At 69.9% G+C, this 17,782-nt stretch carries 16 protein-coding genes; 10 read left to right on the forward strand and 6 right to left on the reverse strand.

Features of this window, described 5'->3' with window-relative positions; genetic code table 11:
* The 3 genes from MIAR_RS04355 to MIAR_RS04365 form a co-directional block, all read right to left on the reverse strand.
* Window positions 1-329, reverse strand: a 329-nt coding sequence (locus MIAR_RS04355) for a biotin/lipoyl-containing protein (protein WP_285631907.1), incomplete at its 3' end; no start/stop codon positions are given.
* Between the two features lie 67 nt (window positions 330-396).
* Window positions 397-1,770: a dihydrolipoyl dehydrogenase gene (gene lpdA, locus MIAR_RS04360; protein WP_285631910.1), complete on the reverse strand. Its 1,374-nt coding sequence runs from the start codon at window positions 1,768-1,770 to the stop codon at window positions 397-399.
* Window positions 1,770-3,245: a leucyl aminopeptidase gene (locus tag MIAR_RS04365; RefSeq protein ID WP_285631913.1), complete on the reverse strand. Its 1,476-nt coding sequence runs from the start codon at window positions 3,243-3,245 to the stop codon at window positions 1,770-1,772. The genes lpdA and MIAR_RS04365 overlap by 1 nt, the downstream gene beginning before the upstream one ends.
* Window positions 3,246-3,357: 112 nt before the next feature.
* Between MIAR_RS04365 and MIAR_RS04370 the strand changes: the two genes are divergently transcribed.
* The 6 genes from MIAR_RS04370 to MIAR_RS04395 all read left to right on the forward strand — a co-directional run bounded on the left by MIAR_RS04370 (window position 3,358) and on the right by MIAR_RS04395 (window position 9,531).
* On the forward strand, window positions 3,358-4,290 hold the full coding sequence (locus MIAR_RS04370; protein ID WP_285631916.1) for a proteasome assembly chaperone family protein: 933 nt from the start codon (window positions 3,358-3,360) through the stop codon (window positions 4,288-4,290).
* 166 nt (window positions 4,291-4,456) lie between these two features.
* The gene (locus MIAR_RS04375) at window positions 4,457-5,704 is read left to right on the forward strand and encodes an RNA polymerase sigma factor (RefSeq protein WP_285631919.1); all 1,248 of its coding nucleotides are present in this window, start codon (window positions 4,457-4,459) and stop codon (window positions 5,702-5,704) included.
* On the forward strand, window positions 5,704-7,020 hold the full coding sequence (locus MIAR_RS04380; RefSeq protein ID WP_285631921.1) for a MurT ligase domain-containing protein: 1,317 nt from the start codon (window positions 5,704-5,706) through the stop codon (window positions 7,018-7,020). The genes MIAR_RS04375 and MIAR_RS04380 overlap by 1 nt, the downstream gene beginning before the upstream one ends.
* Complete coding sequence (locus tag MIAR_RS04385) at window positions 7,017-7,790, forward strand: type 1 glutamine amidotransferase (protein ID WP_285631924.1); 774 nt, start codon at window positions 7,017-7,019, stop codon at window positions 7,788-7,790. The genes MIAR_RS04380 and MIAR_RS04385 overlap by 4 nt, the downstream gene beginning before the upstream one ends.
* A gap of 14 nt (window positions 7,791-7,804) precedes the next feature.
* Window positions 7,805-8,500, forward strand: coding sequence for an alanine racemase C-terminal domain-containing protein (locus tag MIAR_RS04390; protein ID WP_285631927.1), 696 nt, complete (start codon window positions 7,805-7,807; stop codon window positions 8,498-8,500).
* Window positions 8,497-9,531, forward strand: a complete 1,035-nt coding sequence (locus tag MIAR_RS04395) for an alanine racemase (protein WP_285631930.1) — start codon at window positions 8,497-8,499, stop codon at window positions 9,529-9,531. The genes MIAR_RS04390 and MIAR_RS04395 overlap by 4 nt, the downstream gene beginning before the upstream one ends.
* A 3-nt stretch (window positions 9,532-9,534) precedes the next feature.
* Here the strand turns inward: MIAR_RS04395 and MIAR_RS04400 are convergent, their stop codons facing one another.
* A complete protein-coding gene (locus MIAR_RS04400; protein ID WP_285631933.1) occupies window positions 9,535-9,744 on the reverse strand; it encodes a DUF7455 domain-containing protein in 210 nt (69 codons plus the stop codon).
* A 181-nt stretch (window positions 9,745-9,925) separates the two neighbouring features.
* Here MIAR_RS04400 and MIAR_RS04405 point away from each other — a divergent pair, with 181 nt between their 5' ends.
* Window positions 9,926-12,034 (forward strand): DNA gyrase/topoisomerase IV subunit B, encoded by a 2,109-nt coding sequence (locus MIAR_RS04405; RefSeq protein WP_285631936.1) that lies wholly within the window; start codon window positions 9,926-9,928, stop codon window positions 12,032-12,034.
* Entirely contained in the window at window positions 12,031-12,468 is a 438-nt protein-coding gene (locus MIAR_RS04410; protein ID WP_285631939.1) for a GNAT family N-acetyltransferase, read from the forward strand. Before MIAR_RS04405 ends, MIAR_RS04410 begins: the two co-directional genes overlap by 4 nt.
* Before the next feature lie 31 nt (window positions 12,469-12,499).
* Here the strand turns inward: MIAR_RS04410 and MIAR_RS04415 are convergent, their stop codons facing one another.
* Complete coding sequence (locus MIAR_RS04415) at window positions 12,500-14,938, reverse strand: DNA gyrase/topoisomerase IV subunit A (protein ID WP_285631942.1); 2,439 nt, start codon at window positions 14,936-14,938, stop codon at window positions 12,500-12,502.
* An 85-nt stretch (window positions 14,939-15,023) separates the two neighbouring features.
* On the opposite strand from MIAR_RS04415, the gene MIAR_RS04420 reads away from it, so the two are divergent.
* Window positions 15,024-16,145: an alkaline phosphatase family protein gene (locus MIAR_RS04420; protein ID WP_285631945.1), complete on the forward strand. Its 1,122-nt coding sequence runs from the start codon at window positions 15,024-15,026 to the stop codon at window positions 16,143-16,145.
* Between the two features lie 23 nt (window positions 16,146-16,168).
* On the opposite strand, the gene sepH is transcribed toward MIAR_RS04420, so the two are convergent.
* Window positions 16,169-17,194: a septation protein SepH gene (sepH, locus tag MIAR_RS04425; RefSeq protein ID WP_285631948.1), complete on the reverse strand. Its 1,026-nt coding sequence runs from the start codon at window positions 17,192-17,194 to the stop codon at window positions 16,169-16,171.
* Between the two features lie 205 nt (window positions 17,195-17,399).
* Here sepH and MIAR_RS04430 point away from each other — a divergent pair, with 205 nt between their 5' ends.
* Window positions 17,400-17,693, forward strand: coding sequence for a DUF4193 domain-containing protein (locus tag MIAR_RS04430; RefSeq protein ID WP_285631951.1), 294 nt, complete (start codon window positions 17,400-17,402; stop codon window positions 17,691-17,693).
* The last annotated feature ends 89 nt before the right edge of the window (window positions 17,694-17,782 follow it).

The following is a 17,782-nucleotide window of genomic DNA, read 5'->3' on the forward strand; positions in this document are numbered from 1 at the left end:
GGGGCTGCCTCGGCGGGCGCGGTCTCGGCCGGCGCGGCCTCGGCGGCGGGCGCCGCGGCTGCGGGCGCGTCGCCGGTCGAACCGGCACCGCTGCCATCGCCGATGCGGGCGAGCAGAGCGCCCACCTCGACGGTCTCGTCCTCGGCCACGAGGATCTCCTCGATGACGCCGCTGACGGGCGAGGGGATCTCGGTGTCGACCTTGTCGGTCGAGATCTCGAGCAGGCCCTCATCCGCCTGCACCGTGTCGCCGACCTGCTTCAGCCAGCGAGTGACCGTACCCTCGGTGACGCTCTCCCCAAGTGCGGGAAGGACCACGGGTGTGCTCATGACGGAGTCTCCTTCAGAAATCTGTGACGCCCCAAGCTTAGTGACCCGGGCGCCCTGTTGGTGCGGTTCAGAGTGCGTGGAGCGGTTTTCCGGCCAGAGCGAGGAAAGCCTCGCCCAGCGCCTCGCTCTGAGTGGGGTGCGCGTGGATCAGCGGAGCGATGTCCTCCGGGTGCGCCTCCCACGCGACGGCCAGCTGGCCCTCGGTGATGAGTTCGCCGACGCGGTCGCCGAGCAGGTGCACGCCGAGGACGGGTCCGTCCTTCTGGCGCACGACCTTGACCGTGCCTCCGGTGCCGATGATCTCGCTCTTGCCGTTGCCGGCCAGGTTGTACTCGTAGGAGACGACGGCGTCCGCGCCGTGGGCCGTGATCGCGGCCTCCTCGGTGATGCCCACCGACGCCACCTCCGGGCTGCAGTAGGTCACCCGGGGGATCTGCGATTCGGGGAGTGCCGGCACCTCCATGCCCGCGATGCGCTCGGCGACCGCGATGCCCTGCAGGAATCCTCGGTGCGCGAGCTGAAGGCCCGGGACGATGTCACCTACGGCCCACAGGCCGGGGACGCCGGTGCGGAGCTGCTCGTCCACGATCACGAAGCCGCGGTCCAGCGTGGCGCCCGCCTCCTCGAAGCCCAGCCCGGCGGTGGCGGGACCGCGACCCACGGCGACCAGCAGATAGTCGGCCGTGAACGTCTTGCCGTCCTCCAGAGTGACCGTGACCTGGTTCTCGTCCTGCTCCGCCTTCTGGAAGCGCACGCCGAGGTTGTACGAGATCCCCTTGCGGCGGAACGCGCGCTCCAGGCCCTTGCTGAGCACGATGTCCTCGTTGGGAACCAGATGCGGCAGAGCCTCGACGATCGTGACCTCCGCGCCGAACGAGTGCCAGACGCTGGCGAACTCGACGCCGATCACGCCGCCGCCGAGCACGATGACCTTGGCCGGGATCTCCTCGAGCGCGAGCGCCTGCTCGCTGGTGAGGATGCGTCCGCCGATCTCCAGACCGGGGAGGCTGCGGCTGTACGAGCCCGTGGCCAGCACCACGTCGGCGCCGACGTAGCGGTCGTCGCCCACGCTCACCGAGCGGTCCTTCTCGAGACGGCCCTCACCGGCGATCACGGTGATCCCGCGCGCCTTGATCAGACCCTCCAGGCCCTTGAACTTCTTCGCGACGATCCCCTCGCGGTACGCGGTCACGCCGGCCGCGTCGACGCCGCCGAGGGTGGCGGTCACTCCGACGGAGGCCGCGGTGCGCACGTGATCGGCGACCTCGGCCGCGTGCAGCAGCGCTTTGGTGGGGATGCATCCGCGGTGCAGGCAGGTGCCGCCGACCTTGTCCTTCTCGATCAGCGCCACCTTCTTCCCGAGCTCCGCGGCGCGCAGGGCCGCGGCGTAGCCGCCGCTGCCGCCGCCGAGGATGACGAGGTCGAACTCGTGAACAGCCATCAGGCCTCCTTGACCGATGCGCGTGCGAACGCGATGAGGGAGCGGACGGTGGCGCCGGTGGGGCCCTTCTCCGTGAAGCCGTAAGGCGCACCGGTGTGCTCGCCGGAGCCGGCGATGTCGAGGTGCACCCACGGGATGCGGGGCGCGTCCTCGGCATCCGAGGTGCGGCCCACGAAGCGCTGCAGGAAGAGACCCGCGAACATCGAGCCGCCCGATCGATCGGACATGTTCGAGTTGATCATGTCGGCGATGGGGGACTCCAGCAGCTCCTCCATGTACTCCGGCAGCGGCAGCTGCCAGGCCGGCTCGCCGGCCTGCTCGGAGGCGGCGAGGTACTCGGCGACCGCGGCGTCCTCGCCCATGACGCCGGTGTGGCGCTTGCCGAGCGCAGTGATGATCGCTCCGGTCAGGGTCGCGACGTCGAAGACGACATCCGGGTTCTCCCGGCTCGCGGCGACCAGGCCGTCGGCCATCACCAGGCGGCCCTCGGCGTCCGTGTTCAGCACCTCGACGGTCTGGCCGTCCAGCATCCGCAGCACGTCGCCGGGGCGCGTGGCGCGACCCGACGGCATGTTGTCGGCGATGCACATCCACGCCGTGACCCGGACGGGCAGCGCCAGGGCGGCGATCGCGCGGATGGCGGCGAGCACGGTGGCGGAGCCGGCCATGTCGAACTTCATGCCGAGCATGCTCGCGGCGGGCTTGAGCGAGAGGCCGCCGGTGTCGAACGTGATCCCCTTGCCGACCAGTGCGATGTGGCGGCCCGCGCCCTCGGGGGAGTAGCTGAGCTTGACGAGGCGGGGCGGGCGGTCCGAGCCGCGGCCGACGCCGATGATGCCGCCGAAGCCCTGCTCCTCGAGCTTCTTCTCGTCGAGGATCTCCACCTCCACGGGCAGGGAGACGACGGCGTCCGCGGCGGACTGGGCGAGCTGCGCGGGGCTCTGCCACTCGGCGGGCACGGACACGAGGTCCTTCACCAGGGCGACGGCCTCCGCGACGACGCGGGCGTTCTCCAGCGCGCCGTCACCGACCGACGGCGCGTGCAGCACGAGGGCGTCCGCGCGAGCGGGCTTCTTCTCGGTGCGGTAGTCGTCGAAGCGGTATCCGCCGAGCAGGGCGCCCTCGGCTGCGGCATCCGCGAACTGCTCGAGACCGGGGGCGAGCCCGATCGAGACGGTCGCGAAGCCCGTCAGGCTGCGAACGGCGGTGGCCACGGCATCCCGCACGCGCTCGGCGCTCGGAGTCGCACCTGCGCTCACGACGGCCAGCGGGAGGTCGGTCACGGCCGGCAGGTGCACGCGCGTGTATGCGGATGCGGTGCCCTTGTAGCCGATGGCGGACAGGGTTCCGGTCAGGCCCTCGTAGCCGTCCAGCGCGTCGTGTGCGCCTGCGGGATCGGGGATGACGAGCACTGCGGCGTCTGCAGCACTTCCAGGGAACGGATCGGTCGTGTGCGAGATCACGGGAAGCGTCATGTCTCCATCCTAGGGATCCGCCGGTTGCTCCCGGGATCACCGCGGCGCCCGTGTTCGCTGTCAGCATGAGCGGCGCCCGCCCCGAGGGCACCCCGGCTCGTAGCATTGACACATGCCCTTCTCCGATGAGCTCTACGAGTCGATCGCCGGCGCGCCGGATGTGCCCACCGGCCTTCCCCTGGTGATCCTGCTCACCGGCTTCACGGATGCGGGCAATGCGGTCTCCGGGCTCATCGAGCACCTCCACGAGACCACCGACCCGCAGCCGCTGATCGTGTTCGACAACGACGTGCTGCTGGACTACCGCGCGAGGCGCCCGGTGATCGTCTTCGACCAGGATCACCTGACCGAGTTCCGTCCCGCCCGCCTCGAGCTCGCGCTCGCTCACGACGCGCTCGGCCAGCCGTTCCTGCTCCTGTCGGGCTATGAGCCCGACTTCGCCTGGAACGCCTTCACCGCCGCGGTGGTGAGCTTCGCGGAGGGATTCCAGGTGTCCGCGGTCACCTGGGTGCACTCGATCGCCATGCCCGTGCCGCACACGCGTCCGCTGGGCACGACCGTCAGCGGCAACCGGCGCGACCTGATCGCCGCGCACTCGGTGTGGCGACCGCGCACGCAGGTCCCCGCGACGGCCGGCCACCTGCTCGAGTACCGGCTCATCCAGCAGGACGTGCGCGTCGCCGGGTTCGTGCTGCTCGTGCCGCACTACCTGGCCGACACGGAGTACCCGGACACCGTGATCGCCGCCGCCGACAAGCTCATGATCGCGACGGGTCTCGTGCTGCGGATGGACGAGGTGCAGGAGGGCCGCCAGGAGTACCTGACCCGTGTCGAGGAGCAGGTGCACGGCAGCGAGGAACTGATGCAGATGGTGCACACCCTCGAACGGCGCTACGACGCCTACATGGCCGGGCGCGACGACGAGGGCGATGAGGCCGACGAGAGCTTCGACGAGCGCGACCTGCCCAGCGCGGACGAGCTCGCCGCGGAGCTGGAGCGGTATCTGGCGAACCGCAGACCCGGCGACGACGAGAAGCGCGGCTGAGCCGACGCGCGGAGATCACCACCTGGGACGCCGCATGCCGTCATGTGTGTGATAATGGACGTCTGACCCGTTGTCAACCATCGATCTTCGTGATCCGGCTTGACAAGGGTCTTACTAGTGTCCGAAATGGCCCGGAGCGCGTGCACCGCTCCGTGAAAGGCGAAACGTGACTCCTGCCACGACCAAGAAGACCCGGACGACCACCAAGAAGACGGCCGCCGCAGAGGTCGAGACCCCCGAGGTCGACGAGGCCGCAGAAGCGGCTGCTGCGAAGGCGCCCGCGAAGAAGGCCGCCGCCAAGAAGGCTCCCGCCAAGCGCGCGTCCAAGAAGAAGGACGAGACGCCCGAGGTCGACGACGAAGCCGTCGACGCCGCGGACGTGGACGACGAGGAGAACGACAAGAAGCCGGCGTTCACCGAGCCGCTGCCGACCGGCGCGATCGTGATCTCGTCCGCCGACGAGGACGATGTCCCGGTGTACTCCACCCAGATCACCGGCGCCACGGCCGACCCGGTCAAGGACTACCTGAAGCAGATTGGAAAGGTCGCGCTGCTGAACGCGGCCGAAGAGGTCGAGCTCGCCATGCGCATCGAGGCCGGCCTGTTCGCCGAGGAGAAGCTGTCGACGATGTCGGCCGCCGAGAAGTCCAGCCAGCTCGGTCTCGACCTGCAGTGGGTCGCCCGCGACGGTCAGCGTGCCAAGAGCCACCTGCTCGGCGCCAACCTTCGTCTGGTCGTCTCGCTGGCCAAGCGCTACACCGGCCGCGGCATGCAGTTCCTGGATCTGATCCAGGAGGGCAACCTGGGCCTCATCCGCGCAGTCGAGAAGTTCGACTACACCAAGGGCTTCAAGTTCTCGACGTACGCCACCTGGTGGATCCGTCAGGCGATCACCCGCGCCATGGCCGACCAGGCCCGCACCATCCGCATCCCGGTGCACATGGTCGAGGTCATCAACAAGCTCGCCCGCGTTCAGCGCCAGATGCTGCAGGACCTGGGTCGCGAACCCACGCCCGAGGAGCTCTCCCGCGAGCTGGACATGACGCCCGAGAAGGTCGTCGAGGTGCAGAAGTACGGCCGTGAGCCGATCTCGCTGCACACGCCCCTCGGTGAGGACGGCGACAGCGAGTTCGGTGACCTGATCGAGGACACCGAGGCCGTCGTGCCCGCCGACGCCGTGGGCTTCACGATGCTGCAGCGTCAGCTCGAGCAGCTCCTGGACTCCCTGTCCGAGCGCGAGGCCGGTGTGATCCGGATGCGCTTCGGCCTGGGCGACGGGCAGCCGAAGACCCTCGACCAGATCGGCGACACCTTCGGCGTGACGCGCGAGCGCATCCGCCAGATCGAGTCGAAGACCATGGCCAAGCTCCGCCACCCGAGCCGGTCGCAGTCGCTGCGGGACTACCTCGAATGATGTCGACGGCACCTCAGGCGCGCTCAGCCGGCCTGCGGTACGTCTTCCCTGTGCTGGCGGGAAAGCTCGCGCGCTTCGCGACCCGTCTGCGCGGGGGAGGCTCCGCCTTCCCCGGCTATCTCACCAACCGGCTTGCCCCGTCGCTGCTGCCCACGCTCGCGGACCAGTTCCGCTACGGCGTGGTGTTCGTGCTGGGCTCGAACGGTAAGACCACGACCACGCACATGGTCAGCGAGGTGCTGCGCGCACACGGGCTCACCGTGTTCACGAATCCGACAGGCGCCAACCTGCCGCAGGGCGTGACCAGTGCGCTGCTGGCCGATGCCACCCTCACCGGGCGGATCAAGGCCGATGTCGCGGTGCTCGAGATCGATGAGGGCTACGCGGCCGATCTGGCCGACCGGCTCTCTCCGTCGGTCATCCTGTCGCTGAATGTTCAGGTCGACCAGCTGTATCGTTTCTACGAGACCGAGCGCGTCGCCGACATGATGCTCGACGCCTCGACGCGGGCATCCGCTCACGTCGTCGTGAACCGCGACGATCCGTACCTCAGCAAGATCGACGTCGACGCCATGCGCGCCCCGGTGTCGTTCTTCGGCGTCGCACCCGAGATCATCGCGGCATCCGCGCACGGTCTCGTCAACGCCGCGGACACCCGCAGCGGCAACGCCGGCACCGCGGAGCGCGACGCGTACTCCGAGGTGCGCAGCGTGGACGGACGCGAGGTGTCGATCAGGATCGGCGACGCGGATGCCGCTGTGCGCCTGCCCGCGCGCGGTCTGCACTACGCCGCCGACGCCGCTGCCGCACTGGCAGTGGCCTCGCGCGTGCTCGGCGACGAGTTCTCCGCGGATGCCGCCGCGCGGGGCTTCTCGCGCATGGCGCCGGCCTACGGGCGCGGCGAGGTCATCCCGCTGCGTCGCGACCCCGCGGGGGAGCAGGTCGAGTTCGTGATGTTCAAGAACGCGCCGAGCCTGCAGATGAACCTCGACGCGCTGGACGGGGCACCCGAGCGCGCCCTGATGGCGATCGACGAGGGCACGCCCGACGTCTCGTGGCTGTACGACGTGGACTTCCACGCGCTGGAGTCCGTCGACGTCGTCACGGGCGAGAAGGCCTACCAGCTCGCGCTGGCGTTGGAGCACGCCGGCGTCCGCATCGGCACCGTCGAGCCCGACATGGAGAAGGCCGTCGCGATGATGCGGGAGCTGCCGCAGACCGCCGCCGGCCGTCAGATCTGGTTCGTCAACTACGAGCTCATGATGATCGGCCGCAGGCTCCTCGGCCATGGTGACCAGGAGGTGGCTCGCCGATGACCGCGACCGTGCGCATCGCGCAGCTGTACCCCGAGATCCTGGGCGTCACCGGCGACCGGGGCAACGTCCGCGCCCTGCAGGTGCGCCTCGAGCGCGCCGGAGCGACCGTCGACGTGCTGCCCGTCGGCATCGGCGAGGAGCTGCCCGCCGACCTCGACATCCTCGTGATCGGCAACGGCCCGCTGTCCGCCATGCGCGGCGTGCACGCGGATCTGGTGGCCCGTGGCGACGGCATCCGCTCCCATGTGGCCGACGGACGTGCGCTGCTCGCCGTCGGCGGCGGCGCCGAGCTGCTCAGCAACGGCGTCACGACGCTCGAGGGCGAGACGGTCGAGGGCCTCGGCATCTTCGACGCCACCGTGTCGCGCACCAAGAAGCGCAAGGTGGGCTACATCGTCGTCGAGACCGCGGTCGGCCGCGTGATCGGCTTCGAGGATCACGCCAGCGAGTGGACGCTCTCCGACGCCGCGCACAGCTACGGTCGCGTGGCATTCGGTCAGGGCGGTTTCGCTCTTCCGGGCGACGGGGACCAGCCGGCCCGCGGCGAGATCATCCGTGTCGCGAACGCGATCGCCGCGAACATCCAGGGGCCGATGCTCCCGCTGAACCCCGAGCTGGTGCGCGAGATCATCACCGGCGTCGCCGAGCGGCGGGGCCTGGAGCTCGACCTGTCGATCGGCGTCGAGTCGCTGGACACGTACGCGGCCGGTGCTCGCGCGGCCATCGAGACCCTCGTGCACGGCAAGGGCTTCAACTCCATCCAGCTCTGAGTCGGAGGCGACAGATGTCAGGCAGTGCGGCGCCCCGGGTCCTGCTGAGCCGTTCCGTGCTGATGCAGAACGCGCAGGGACTGCTCGCGTCCTCGGGCGGGGTCGTCGATCTGCGGCATGACGCCTACGGCCACGGCCTGGACGAGGTCGCCCCGATCGTCCTGGAGGCCGGCGCATCCGCGATGCGGGTCGGCTCCGTGGAGGAGGCGCGTCGGCTGGAGGCAGCCGGCATCCCCGCGACGACCGACACCCTGCCGGATGTCGACCCGCACCGGCTCCTCGGCATCCCGGATGCCGAGGGCCCCGTCTCCACGCAGCCCGTGATGAGCCTGCAGGGCCGCGTGCTCTCGACCAAACCCCTGCACGCGGGGGAGGCGGTCTCGTACGGCTACACCCACCGCGCGAGCCGGGACACCAGGGTCGCGCTGGTGACCGGCGGCTACGCCCAGGGCATCCTGCGCGCGCTCGGCAATCGGGCCCGCGTGCAGATCGGCGAGCACACGCATCCGATCGTCGGTCGCATCGCGATGGACGTCTGCGTGGTCGATCTGGAGGGGGCGGATGCCCCGGTCGGCGCTCCCGTGACCTATTTCGGCGGCAGCGGTGCGATACGCGACGCACTCGCGCAGTGGTCCGCGGCCACCGGCCTGACCGCGCTGGAGATGGCGGTCGTGATCGGACGCAACGGCGAACGGAGCTGGCAGGCATGAGCACCCCGGTCCTGGAGATCTCCCGCGCCGCATTCCGCACGAACATCGCCGCAGTGCTGCAGCGGCTCGACGGGTCGCAGCTGATGCTCGTCATGAAGGACGATGCCTACGGGCACGGCATCGAATGGGTCGTCGCCGAAGCCGAGGCGAGTGGCGTCTCCTGGTTCGGAAGCTACGACATCCCGACGGCGCTGCGCATCCGCGCCGTGACGGCGCAGCGGGTGTACGCGTGGGCGCCGTCGACGGGACCGGAGATCGACGCCGCGATCGGCGCGGGCGTCGACCTGGGGGTCGGCTCGATGGACTACCTGCATGCGGTGATCGCGGCGGCCGAGCGCCTCGGCGCACGCGTCGCAGTGCACCTGAAGATCGACACGGGTCTGCACCGCAACGGCTTCCGGCCGGAGGCGTGGGCGGATGCCGTCGCCGTCGCGCGCGATGCGGAGGATCGCGGCAGCATTCGGATCGCCGGGGTCTGGAGTCATCTCGCCGAGGCCAGCGATGAGGAGGACGACGCCGCGCAGGCGGTGTTCCTGAACGCCGTGCGCGAGCTGCACAACGCCGGTGGGGAGCCGGAGGTGCTGCATCTGACAGCATCCGCCGCCGCCTGGTGGCGCCCCGAGCTGCGGGGGACCCTGAGCCGTATCGGCGCGTTCTGCTACGGCATTCGCTCAGCCGACGGGCCGCAGCTGGAAGGCCTGTCCCTCATCTCGCGACTGGTGGCGACCGTCGACGCCGTGGAAGGCGACCTCGTGCGGATCGGCATCGGTGCGTTCGACGGCCTGCCGTCGATTCTCCGAGGCGCGGAGGTGGTGACCCCGGGAGGACTGCGGGCGATCTCCCGGATCGACGGCGACAGCACGCTCGTGGACGGCTGGCCGGGTGCCCAGGCAGGGGATCGGGTGGTCGTGTTCGGACCCGGCGCCGAGGGCGAGTCGGATGCCACGGCTCTCGCCGAGCGCATCGACACGGTGGGCGAGGAGATCCTCACCCGGCTCACGCCGACGGTGCGGCGTGAGCTCGTGGATTGAGGCTCAGGCCTCGATGAGGCGGGCGGTCTCGTCGTGCCAGCTGGTGGCGACCGCGCGCAGCTTCTCCTCGTACTTGCGGCCGTGGTGGGCGCAGAAGAGCATCTCCGTGCCGTTGACCTCGGCTGCGATGTAGGCCTGCGCTCCACAGGAGTCGCACCGGTCCATCGCCGTGAGGCGGTACTGGACGGTCTCTCGCTCAGTCGTAGCGTTCATGTCGGTGCCTCCTCGGGATCCGGGTTCGATTCGAGATCGTGCTCAATACAACCACGGGTCGCCTGAGTGCATGCCCGGATCACGGCGTGTTTCGCTGTGCGCGTACGCGCCGCGTAACGGCTGGGTCGCGGGGGAGTGTCGCGGCATCCGCTGAGGCGGCCGCGAAATAGAATCGAACATTGTGACCAACGAGTATTCCGCCCATCATCTCCAGGTGCTCGAGGGGCTCGAAGCGGTTCGCAAGCGCCCCGGCATGTACATCGGATCCAACGGATCACCGGGCCTCATGCACTGCCTCTGGGAGATCATCGACAACTCCGTCGATGAGGCCGTCGCCGGCAACGGGTCGAAGATCGACATCGTGCTGCACGCCGACGGCAGTGTCGAGGTCGCCGACCGCGGGCGAGGAGTCCCGGTCGACGTGGAGCCGCGCACGGGGCTGACCGGTGTCGAGGTCGTCTACACGAAGCTGCACGCGGGCGGGAAGTTCGGCGGCGGTTCCTATGCGGCATCCGGTGGTCTGCACGGTGTCGGCGCATCGGTCGTGAACGCCCTGTCCGAGCGACTCGACGTCGAGGTCGACCGCGGCGGCAAGACGTACGCCATGTCCTTCCACCGCGGTGAGCCCGGCGTGTTCGCCGACACGGGGGAGCCCCGCCCGGACTCGCCGTTCACACCCTTCGAGAACAAGAGCGAGCTGCGGGTGGTCGGCAAGGTCGCCAAGGGGGTCACCGGCACGCGCGTGAGGTACTGGGCCGACCGGCAGATCTTCACCAAGGATGCCGCGTTCCAGCTCGGAGACCTCGAGAACCGGGCCCGCCAGACCGCGTTCCTCGTGCCCGGCCTCGAACTGGTCGTGCGCGATGAGCGTCCTTCGTCCTCCCCGGACGACGAGGCCGGTCCCAGGGTCACCTCGTACCTGTACGAGGGCGGCATCTCCGAGTTCGTCGACTACCTGGCCTCCGATGCTCCCGTGACCGACACCTGGCGCATCCAGGGCAGCGGTTCGTTCACCGAGACCGTGCCCGTGCTGCAGGCCGACGGTCACATGAAGGCCACCGAGGTGGAGCGAGAGTGCCAGGTCGACATCGCGCTGCGCTGGGGCACCGGCTACGAGACCGTCACCCGCTCGTTCGTGAACATCATCGCCACGCCCAAGGGCGGCACGCATCAGCAGGGCTTCGAGCAGGAGCTGCTCAAGTCGCTGCGCGGGCAGGTCGAGCAGAACGCGCGACGCCTCAAGGTCGGCAACGACAAGCTCGAGAAGGACGACGTGCTGGCAGGGCTCACCGCCGTGCTGACCGTCACCGTGCCGGAGCCGCAGTTCGAGGGTCAGACCAAGGAGGTGCTCGGCACCCCGGCGGTGCGCTCCATCGTCGCGAAGGTCGTGCGCACAGAGTTGGCGGCTCGCTTCGGATCCACCAAGCGCGACGACAAGAGCCAGACATCTCAGCTGCTCGACAAGATCGTCTCCGAGATGAAGGCCCGGGTCTCCGCGCGCGCCCACAAGGAGACCCAGCGCCGCAAGACCGCGCTCGAGTCGTCGTCGCTGCCCGCGAAGCTGGTGGACTGCCGCTCCAATGACTTCGAGCAGAGCGAGCTGTTCATCGTCGAGGGCGACTCAGCCCTGGGCACCGCCCGTCACGCCCGCAACAGCGAGTTCCAGGCGCTGCTGCCCATCCGCGGCAAGATCCTCAACGTGCAGAAGGCGTCGATCAGCGACATGCTCGGCAACGCCGAGTGCGCGGCGATCATCACCACGATCGGCGCGGGCTCCGGACGCACGTTCGATCTGAGCCAGGCTCGCTACGGCAAGGTCATCCTGATGAGTGACGCGGACGTCGACGGCGCCCACATCCGCACGCTGCTGTTGACGCTGTTCTTCCGCTACATGCGGCCGCTGGTGGAGGCGGGCCGGGTCTTCTCGGCCGTGCCGCCGCTGCACCGTGTGATCGTGATGAACCCCGGATCCAAGCCCAACGAGACGATCTACACGTACTCCGAAGCGGAGCTGCACGCGCTGCTGGCGAAGCTGCAGAAGGCGGGCAAGCGCTGGCAGGATCCGATCCAGCGCTACAAGGGTCTCGGCGAGATGGACGCCGATCAGCTGGCGACCACGACCATGGACAAGCAGGGTCGTCTGCTGCGTCGCGTGACAATCGAGGATGCTGAGGCGGCGGATGCCGCGATCCGCACCTTCGAGCTGCTGATGGGCAGTGAGGTGGCGCCGCGTCGAGAGTTCATCATGAGCTCCAGTGACAGGCTGAGCCGCGAGTCCATCGACGCATGATGGCGCCGGGGGTGCAGCTGCGGGCTGCGACCGCCGATGACCTGGAGCACGTCGTCTCGCTCAAGGAGCGCGTGCTCCGTGCGGACCTGGAGCGGTTGATCGGCTGGGATCCGGCGAAGTCGAGGGCACGCGTCGTCGAGCACTTCTCCCCGGAGCACACCCGGATGATCCTGCTGGACGATGCCCTGGTCGGCACGATCACGCTGCGGCCGGACCGGGATGCGGTCTGGCTGGAGATGTTCTACCTCGATGCGACGCTCCACGGCCGCGGCATCGGGACGTCCGTCCTGGCGAGCGTGCTGGCGGCTGCCACCACCCCGCTGCGCCTCCAGGTGCTCGTCGGTTCGCCGGCTCAGCGGCTCTACACTCGTCACGGCTTCGTCGTGGAGCACGACGACGGCATCGACGTCTGGATGCGCCGCCCGGCCCCCTGAGCCCGAGGATCCGAGGTCAGGGGCCGGACGCTCAGCCGATCGCGGTGCCGACGGAGCCGATCACGGAGTCGAGAGGCTGGCCGGAGGCGTCGCGCTTGGCGCCGGATGCCGGCAGCTGACGTGCGGCGCCGTCCGATCCGATCGCACGGGGCTCCACGCCCACCCAGGCCAGACGTAGACGGTCCTCGCCCTTCAGGAACGCGTGCGCACGCACACCACCGGTGGCGCGGCCCTTGCCCGGGAACTCCGCGAAGTCCGACACCTTGGCGCGTCCGGCATCCGCTCCCGCCAGCATCCCCTCGGAGCCGGAGACCGTGACGACCACGGCGTCCTCCGGAGAGGCCACGACGGTGAACGAGATGACCTCGGCGCCGGAACCGAGCTTCACGCCCGCCATCCCGCCGGCTGGTGCGCCCTGAGGGCGCACGTTCGACGCGGGGAAGTGCAGCAGCTGAGCATCCGAGCTGACGAAGACGAGCTCCGCCTCGTCCGATGCCGGCGCCGCGCCGATGACGACATCCTTCGGCTTCAGCCCGATGATCTCGAGCTCGGGGCGCACGGCCAGGCCCGACGGGACGACCCGCTTGACGACGCCGTCCTTGGTGCCCAGCGCCAATGGCGTGTCGTCGTCGAACCGGATCAGGGCGAGCACCCGCTCGCTCCGGTCGGTCAGTCCCAGATAGTCGTGGATCCGCACCCCGGCGCCCAGTCCGACCGAGCTCGCCGGCACGGCGGGGATGTCGATGGGCGTGAACCGCACGACCCGGCCCGCACTCGTGACCGCGCCGATCTCGCTGCGCGTGGTCGTCTCGAGGCGAGCCTGGATCGCGTCGTGCTTGCTGCGGCGGGCGGGTGTCGCGATCGTCGCCCCGGGCTCCAGATCCACGCGCACGGCACGCCCGGTCGTCGACAGCAGCAGCGTGGTCGGGGCGTCCGCGAGCTGCAGCTCGGCAGCGGACTTCGTCGTGCGCGCCTTCGGCGGTGCCGCGTTCAGCAGCAGGGTGCGCCGGTGCGTGCCGAACTGCTCGGCCACGGCATCCAGCTCCAGCGCGACCTGGGCACGGACCAGAGCGGGGTCGGCGAGCAGCTTCTCGAGCTCGGCGATCTCGGCGAGCAGCTTGTCGCGTTCTGTTTCCAGCTCGAGGCGGGAGAACTTCGTCAGGCGGCGCAGGCGCAGCTCGAGGATGTACTCGGCCTGCACCTCGTCCAGCTCGAACACCTGCTGAAGGCGGGTGCGCGCCGTCTCGGAGTCATCCGAGGAGCGGATGACCTGGATGACCTCGTCGATGTCGAGGATCGCCAGCAGCAGGCCGCGCACCAGGTGCAGACGCTCGTTGCGGCGGGCGAGCCGGTAGCGGCTGCGCCGCTCGATGACCTCGATGCGGTGCTGCAGGTAGACCCGCAGCAGCTCCTTGAGGCCCAGGGTGCGGGGCTGCCCGTCGACCAGCGCGACGTTGTTGATCGAGAACGAGTCCTCGAGCGGGGTGAACCGGAACAGCTGGTCGAGCACCGCCGCCGGGTCGAACCCGGTCTTGACCGTCACGACCAGGCGCAGACCGTTCTTGCGGTCGGTGAGGTCCTGCACATCGCTGATGCCCTGCAGCTTCTTGGCGTTGACGGCGTCCTTGAGCTTCTCGATGACGCGCTCGGGACCCACCTGGTAGGGCAGCTCGGTGACGACGATGCCGGTGCGGCGCGGGCCGAGCGGCTCGATCGAGGTCTTGGCGCGCAGCTTGAACGCGCCGCGGCCGGTCTCGTAGGCCTCCTTGACGCCGTCCAGACCCATCAGGATGCCGCCGGAGGGGAAGTCCGGGCCCGGCACGAACTCCATCAGCTCGGCCGTGGTGGCATCCGGGTTCTCCAGCAGATGCGTCGCGGCGGCGATCACCTCGATGAGGTTGTGCGGAGCCATGTTCGTGGCCATGCCCACCGCGATGCCGCTCGCGCCGTTGACGAGCAGGTTGGGGAAGGCCGCCGACAGCACCGCCGGCTGCTGGAACTGGCCGTCGTAGTTGGGGACGAAGTCGACGACGTCCTCGTCGAGGTTCTCGGTCAGAGCCAGAGCGGATGCCGCGAGCCGGGCCTCCGTGTAGCGCGATGCGGCGGGGCCGTCGTCCAGGGAGCCGAAATTGCCGTGCCCGTCGACCAGCGGCACGCGCAGCGCGAAGTCCTGCGCGAGGCGCACCAGGGCGTCGTAGATGGCGGAGTCGCCGTGCGGGTGCAGCTTTCCCATCACCTCGCCGACGACGCGGGCGCTCTTGACATGGCCGCGGTCGGGCCGCAGACCCATCTCGGCCATCTGGTACAGGATGCGGCGCTGCACGGGCTTGAGGCCGTCGCGCGCGTCCGGCAGGGCGCGCGAGTAGATGACCGAGTACGCGTACTCGAGGAACGAGCCCTGCATCTCCTGGGAGAGGTCGATGTCCTGGATGCGCTCCTGGACGGGCTCGGATGACGAGGGCTTTGGCATGGACTTCCTGCTGGACGCTCGGGTGCGCACGGGTGGCTGGGCACGAGTGCGGGGCGGGCGGGCCGCCTGTGGAAGACTGGCCCGGATGCCTCTCATGCTACCGTCCAGCCTCGAATCGACGCGGAGCATCGCCGGGGTGGCGCCCCAGCTGCTCGGCGCCCTGCGCGACGCTCCGGGGGAGCTGCCGCCTGTGCGATCCGCCGTGCTCGTCGTCGTGGACGGACTCGGCGCCCTGCCGCTGCGCGCGCACGCCGGGCACGCTCGCACCCTGGTGTCGGCGATGGCGAAGAAGGACGTCGCGGGCTCGGTGTTCCCGACGACGACGGCCGCTGCACTGACCAGCCTGCTCACCGGGTCCGCTCCGGGAGTGCATGGGATGGTCGGCTATCGGGTGCGGCACCCGGAGCGCGACGTGCTCGTCAACCAGCTCACGGAATGGGACGGTGTGGACCCGACGGCCTGGCAGCCGCAGGCGACGGTGTTCGAGCAGGCGGCTGCCGCCGGGCATCCGACCTTCGCTGTGGGCATCGCCGCGCACGCGGGTACCGGACTGACCCACGCGATCCTGCGCGGCGCTGAGTTCCGCAGCGCCGGGTCACCGGCCGACCGTGTGGAGCTGGCATGGGAGCTCGCCGACGCGCACGACGGCGCCCTGGTGTACTGCTATCTTCCGGAAGCGGACAAGGCCGGACACAAGCACGGCGTCGACTCCGCCGAATGGGTCTCCGCGCTCGAGGACATCGACGCGGCGCTGTCGCGACGGGTGCCGGACGGCGTGGGAGTGCTGGTCACGGCCGACCACGGCATGGTGGACGTGCCCGCGCACCGGCAGCTGATCCTGGACGCCGCGGGGGGCTGGCACGACGGCATCCGGCACATCGGTGGGGAGCCGCGGATGCTGCACGTGTACACCGAGCCGGATGCCGACCAGCCGGGCATCCTGAGCCGCTGGCGTCGCGACCTGGACGGATTCGCCGACGTGGTCAGCCGCGTCGAGGCGATCGACGCAGGGCTCTTCGGCGGGATGGTGACGGATGCCGCGCGCGAGCGCGTCGGCGACCTGCTCGTGATCGCGCGCTCCAATCACGCGCTCTACGACGGTGAGGCGGCGGATCAGCGCGGTCGGGGCATGGTCGGCCAGCACGGCGCGCTGACGATGGAGGAGTGGCGGGTCCCGCTCATCCGGATGGGCGCCTTCTCGCGCTGATCAGCGCGAGGTCTCGGCGGCCGTCACTCCTCGGTGCGGGCCCCGAAGACGATCTCGTCCCAGCTCGGCATCGCGTTGCGGCGCTTGCGTCGGCCGGACGGCTGCTCAGACGGCTCGGGCTCCGGAGCCGGTTCCGGTTCGGCGGGCGTCTCATCCTCGATGGCGTCGAACAGCGCGATGGGCGCGGGCTCGTCGTGCTCGTCCTCGCCGAACAGGGGAGCGGACTCGCGCTGCCCGCGGCGGCGTCGCAGCGCCTCCAGCAGGTCGGCGGTCTCCGCGTTGGGGTGGCTCTCCTCCGGCGCGCGGCGCGCGGCGGCCGCCTGCACGGCGGCGCTGGAGTGCTCAGTGGGGGATGCGTCCGCGGTCTCCTCCTCCGGGCGGGGGAGCAGACGGGGGCCGAACGCACCGGAGTCGAAGCGGCTGTCGTCCTTGTACGGCGAGACGCGCTCGTGGTCGACGGCGCGGAGACGCGGGATCAGCCCCTCGGGGAGTGCGCCCTGGCGGGAGAGCTGCGTCGCATCCGGGTTCAGGGGCGACAGCGTGCTGCGACGCGGATCGAATGCCCAGCGTGCGTCGTGCTCGACCTCGTCGGCGGTGAACTCCAGCTTGATGGTCCAGCCGGAATCGTCCTTCCAGCTCGCCCAGCGCTCGTCGCTCGCCTGCAGATCGGCGAGCTTGGCCCGCACGGCGACGCCGAAGGTCGGCTGCGCGTCGGGCTCGACCTCGCTGCCGATAAGCACCGGAACGGCGAGGGCCTGACCGACGATGTGCTCGCGCTCGGCGAGCACAGGACCCTCGAAGCGCGCGACGTCCGCCTCGCTGACGCCGAGCAGCGCCGCGACCTCGGACGCCGAGAGCCCGGCGCGGATCTGAGCCTGGATGTCGCGGGGGCTCGCGGCCAGTCGCGCGGCGGCGGGCTCCGTCTCGCGGGTCGCCCGGCGCACCTCGCGGTGCAGCACGTCGTCGATCGGGAGCGCGAAGCGCTGCCCGGACTCCGTGGCGAGGACGAGGACTCCCGCTTCTGTTCCGACGATGGTGACGTTTTCCATACCGATGCCCCTCTGGTGGGTGTGCGTTCATGCTGTCACGGCGACCCGCTCAGGCCCGGGAATACTCTGGGCGCGCCGTGAGTTTCCCCGGGCGAACGCGGAGGCATTTGCTAAATCCTCCGCGGTCGTGCAAACTAACGCCCGCTGAACACCCGAATCAGCTCCCCCACAAACCACTCGTACCACTGAAGTGGAGATTCACCACATGGCAACCGACTACGACGCGCCCCGTAAGAGCGAAGACGACTCCGAGTCGATCGAAGCCCTCAAGGAGCGTGTGCCGAGCAACCAGTCCGGCGCCGGCGACGTCGAGGACTCCGACAACCCCTCGGGCTTCGAACTCCCGGGTGCGGACCTGTCCGATGTGGAGCTCGATGTGGTCGTGCTCCCTGCGCAGCAGGATGAGTTCACCTGCATGAGCTGCTTCCTCGTGAAGCACCGCTCGCAGCTCGACCACGAGGGCCCCGAAGGTCCCATCTGCAAGGAGTGCGCCGCCTGACGCACCCCTGTACGCACGCGCCCCGGCCATTCGGCTCGGGGCGCGTTCTGCTTCTGCGGGCGTGATCGGCCGGCCCCGCTCAGTCGGCC

Source organism: Microbacterium arabinogalactanolyticum, from assembly GCF_030268005.1.
Classification (GTDB): Bacteria; Actinomycetota; Actinomycetes; order Actinomycetales; family Microbacteriaceae; genus Microbacterium; species Microbacterium arabinogalactanolyticum.

Bases quoted from the DNA above. Each gene is read 5' to 3' on its own strand.
- lpdA (WP_285631910.1), bottom strand. From the start codon at position 1,770: ATGGCTGTTCACGAGTTCGACCTCGTCATCCTCGGCGGCGGCAGCGGC.
- MIAR_RS04365 (WP_285631913.1), bottom strand. From the start codon at position 3,245: ATGACGCTTCCCGTGATCTCGCACACGACCGATCCGTTCCCTGGAAGT.
- MIAR_RS04370 (WP_285631916.1), top strand. From the start codon at position 3,358: ATGCCCTTCTCCGATGAGCTCTACGAGTCGATCGCCGGCGCGCCGGAT.
- MIAR_RS04380 (WP_285631921.1), top strand. From the start codon at position 5,704: ATGTCGACGGCACCTCAGGCGCGCTCAGCCGGCCTGCGGTACGTCTTC.
- MIAR_RS04385 (WP_285631924.1), top strand. From the start codon at position 7,017: ATGACCGCGACCGTGCGCATCGCGCAGCTGTACCCCGAGATCCTGGGC.
- MIAR_RS04390 (WP_285631927.1), top strand. From the start codon at position 7,805: ATGTCAGGCAGTGCGGCGCCCCGGGTCCTGCTGAGCCGTTCCGTGCTG.
- MIAR_RS04395 (WP_285631930.1), top strand. From the start codon at position 8,497: ATGAGCACCCCGGTCCTGGAGATCTCCCGCGCCGCATTCCGCACGAAC.
- MIAR_RS04400 (WP_285631933.1), bottom strand. From the start codon at position 9,744: ATGAACGCTACGACTGAGCGAGAGACCGTCCAGTACCGCCTCACGGCG.
- MIAR_RS04410 (WP_285631939.1), top strand. From the start codon at position 12,031: ATGATGGCGCCGGGGGTGCAGCTGCGGGCTGCGACCGCCGATGACCTG.
- MIAR_RS04415 (WP_285631942.1), bottom strand. From the start codon at position 14,938: ATGCCAAAGCCCTCGTCATCCGAGCCCGTCCAGGAGCGCATCCAGGAC.
- MIAR_RS04420 (WP_285631945.1), top strand. From the start codon at position 15,024: ATGCCTCTCATGCTACCGTCCAGCCTCGAATCGACGCGGAGCATCGCC.
- sepH (WP_285631948.1), bottom strand. From the start codon at position 17,194: ATGGAAAACGTCACCATCGTCGGAACAGAAGCGGGAGTCCTCGTCCTC.
- MIAR_RS04430 (WP_285631951.1), top strand. From the start codon at position 17,400: ATGGCAACCGACTACGACGCGCCCCGTAAGAGCGAAGACGACTCCGAG.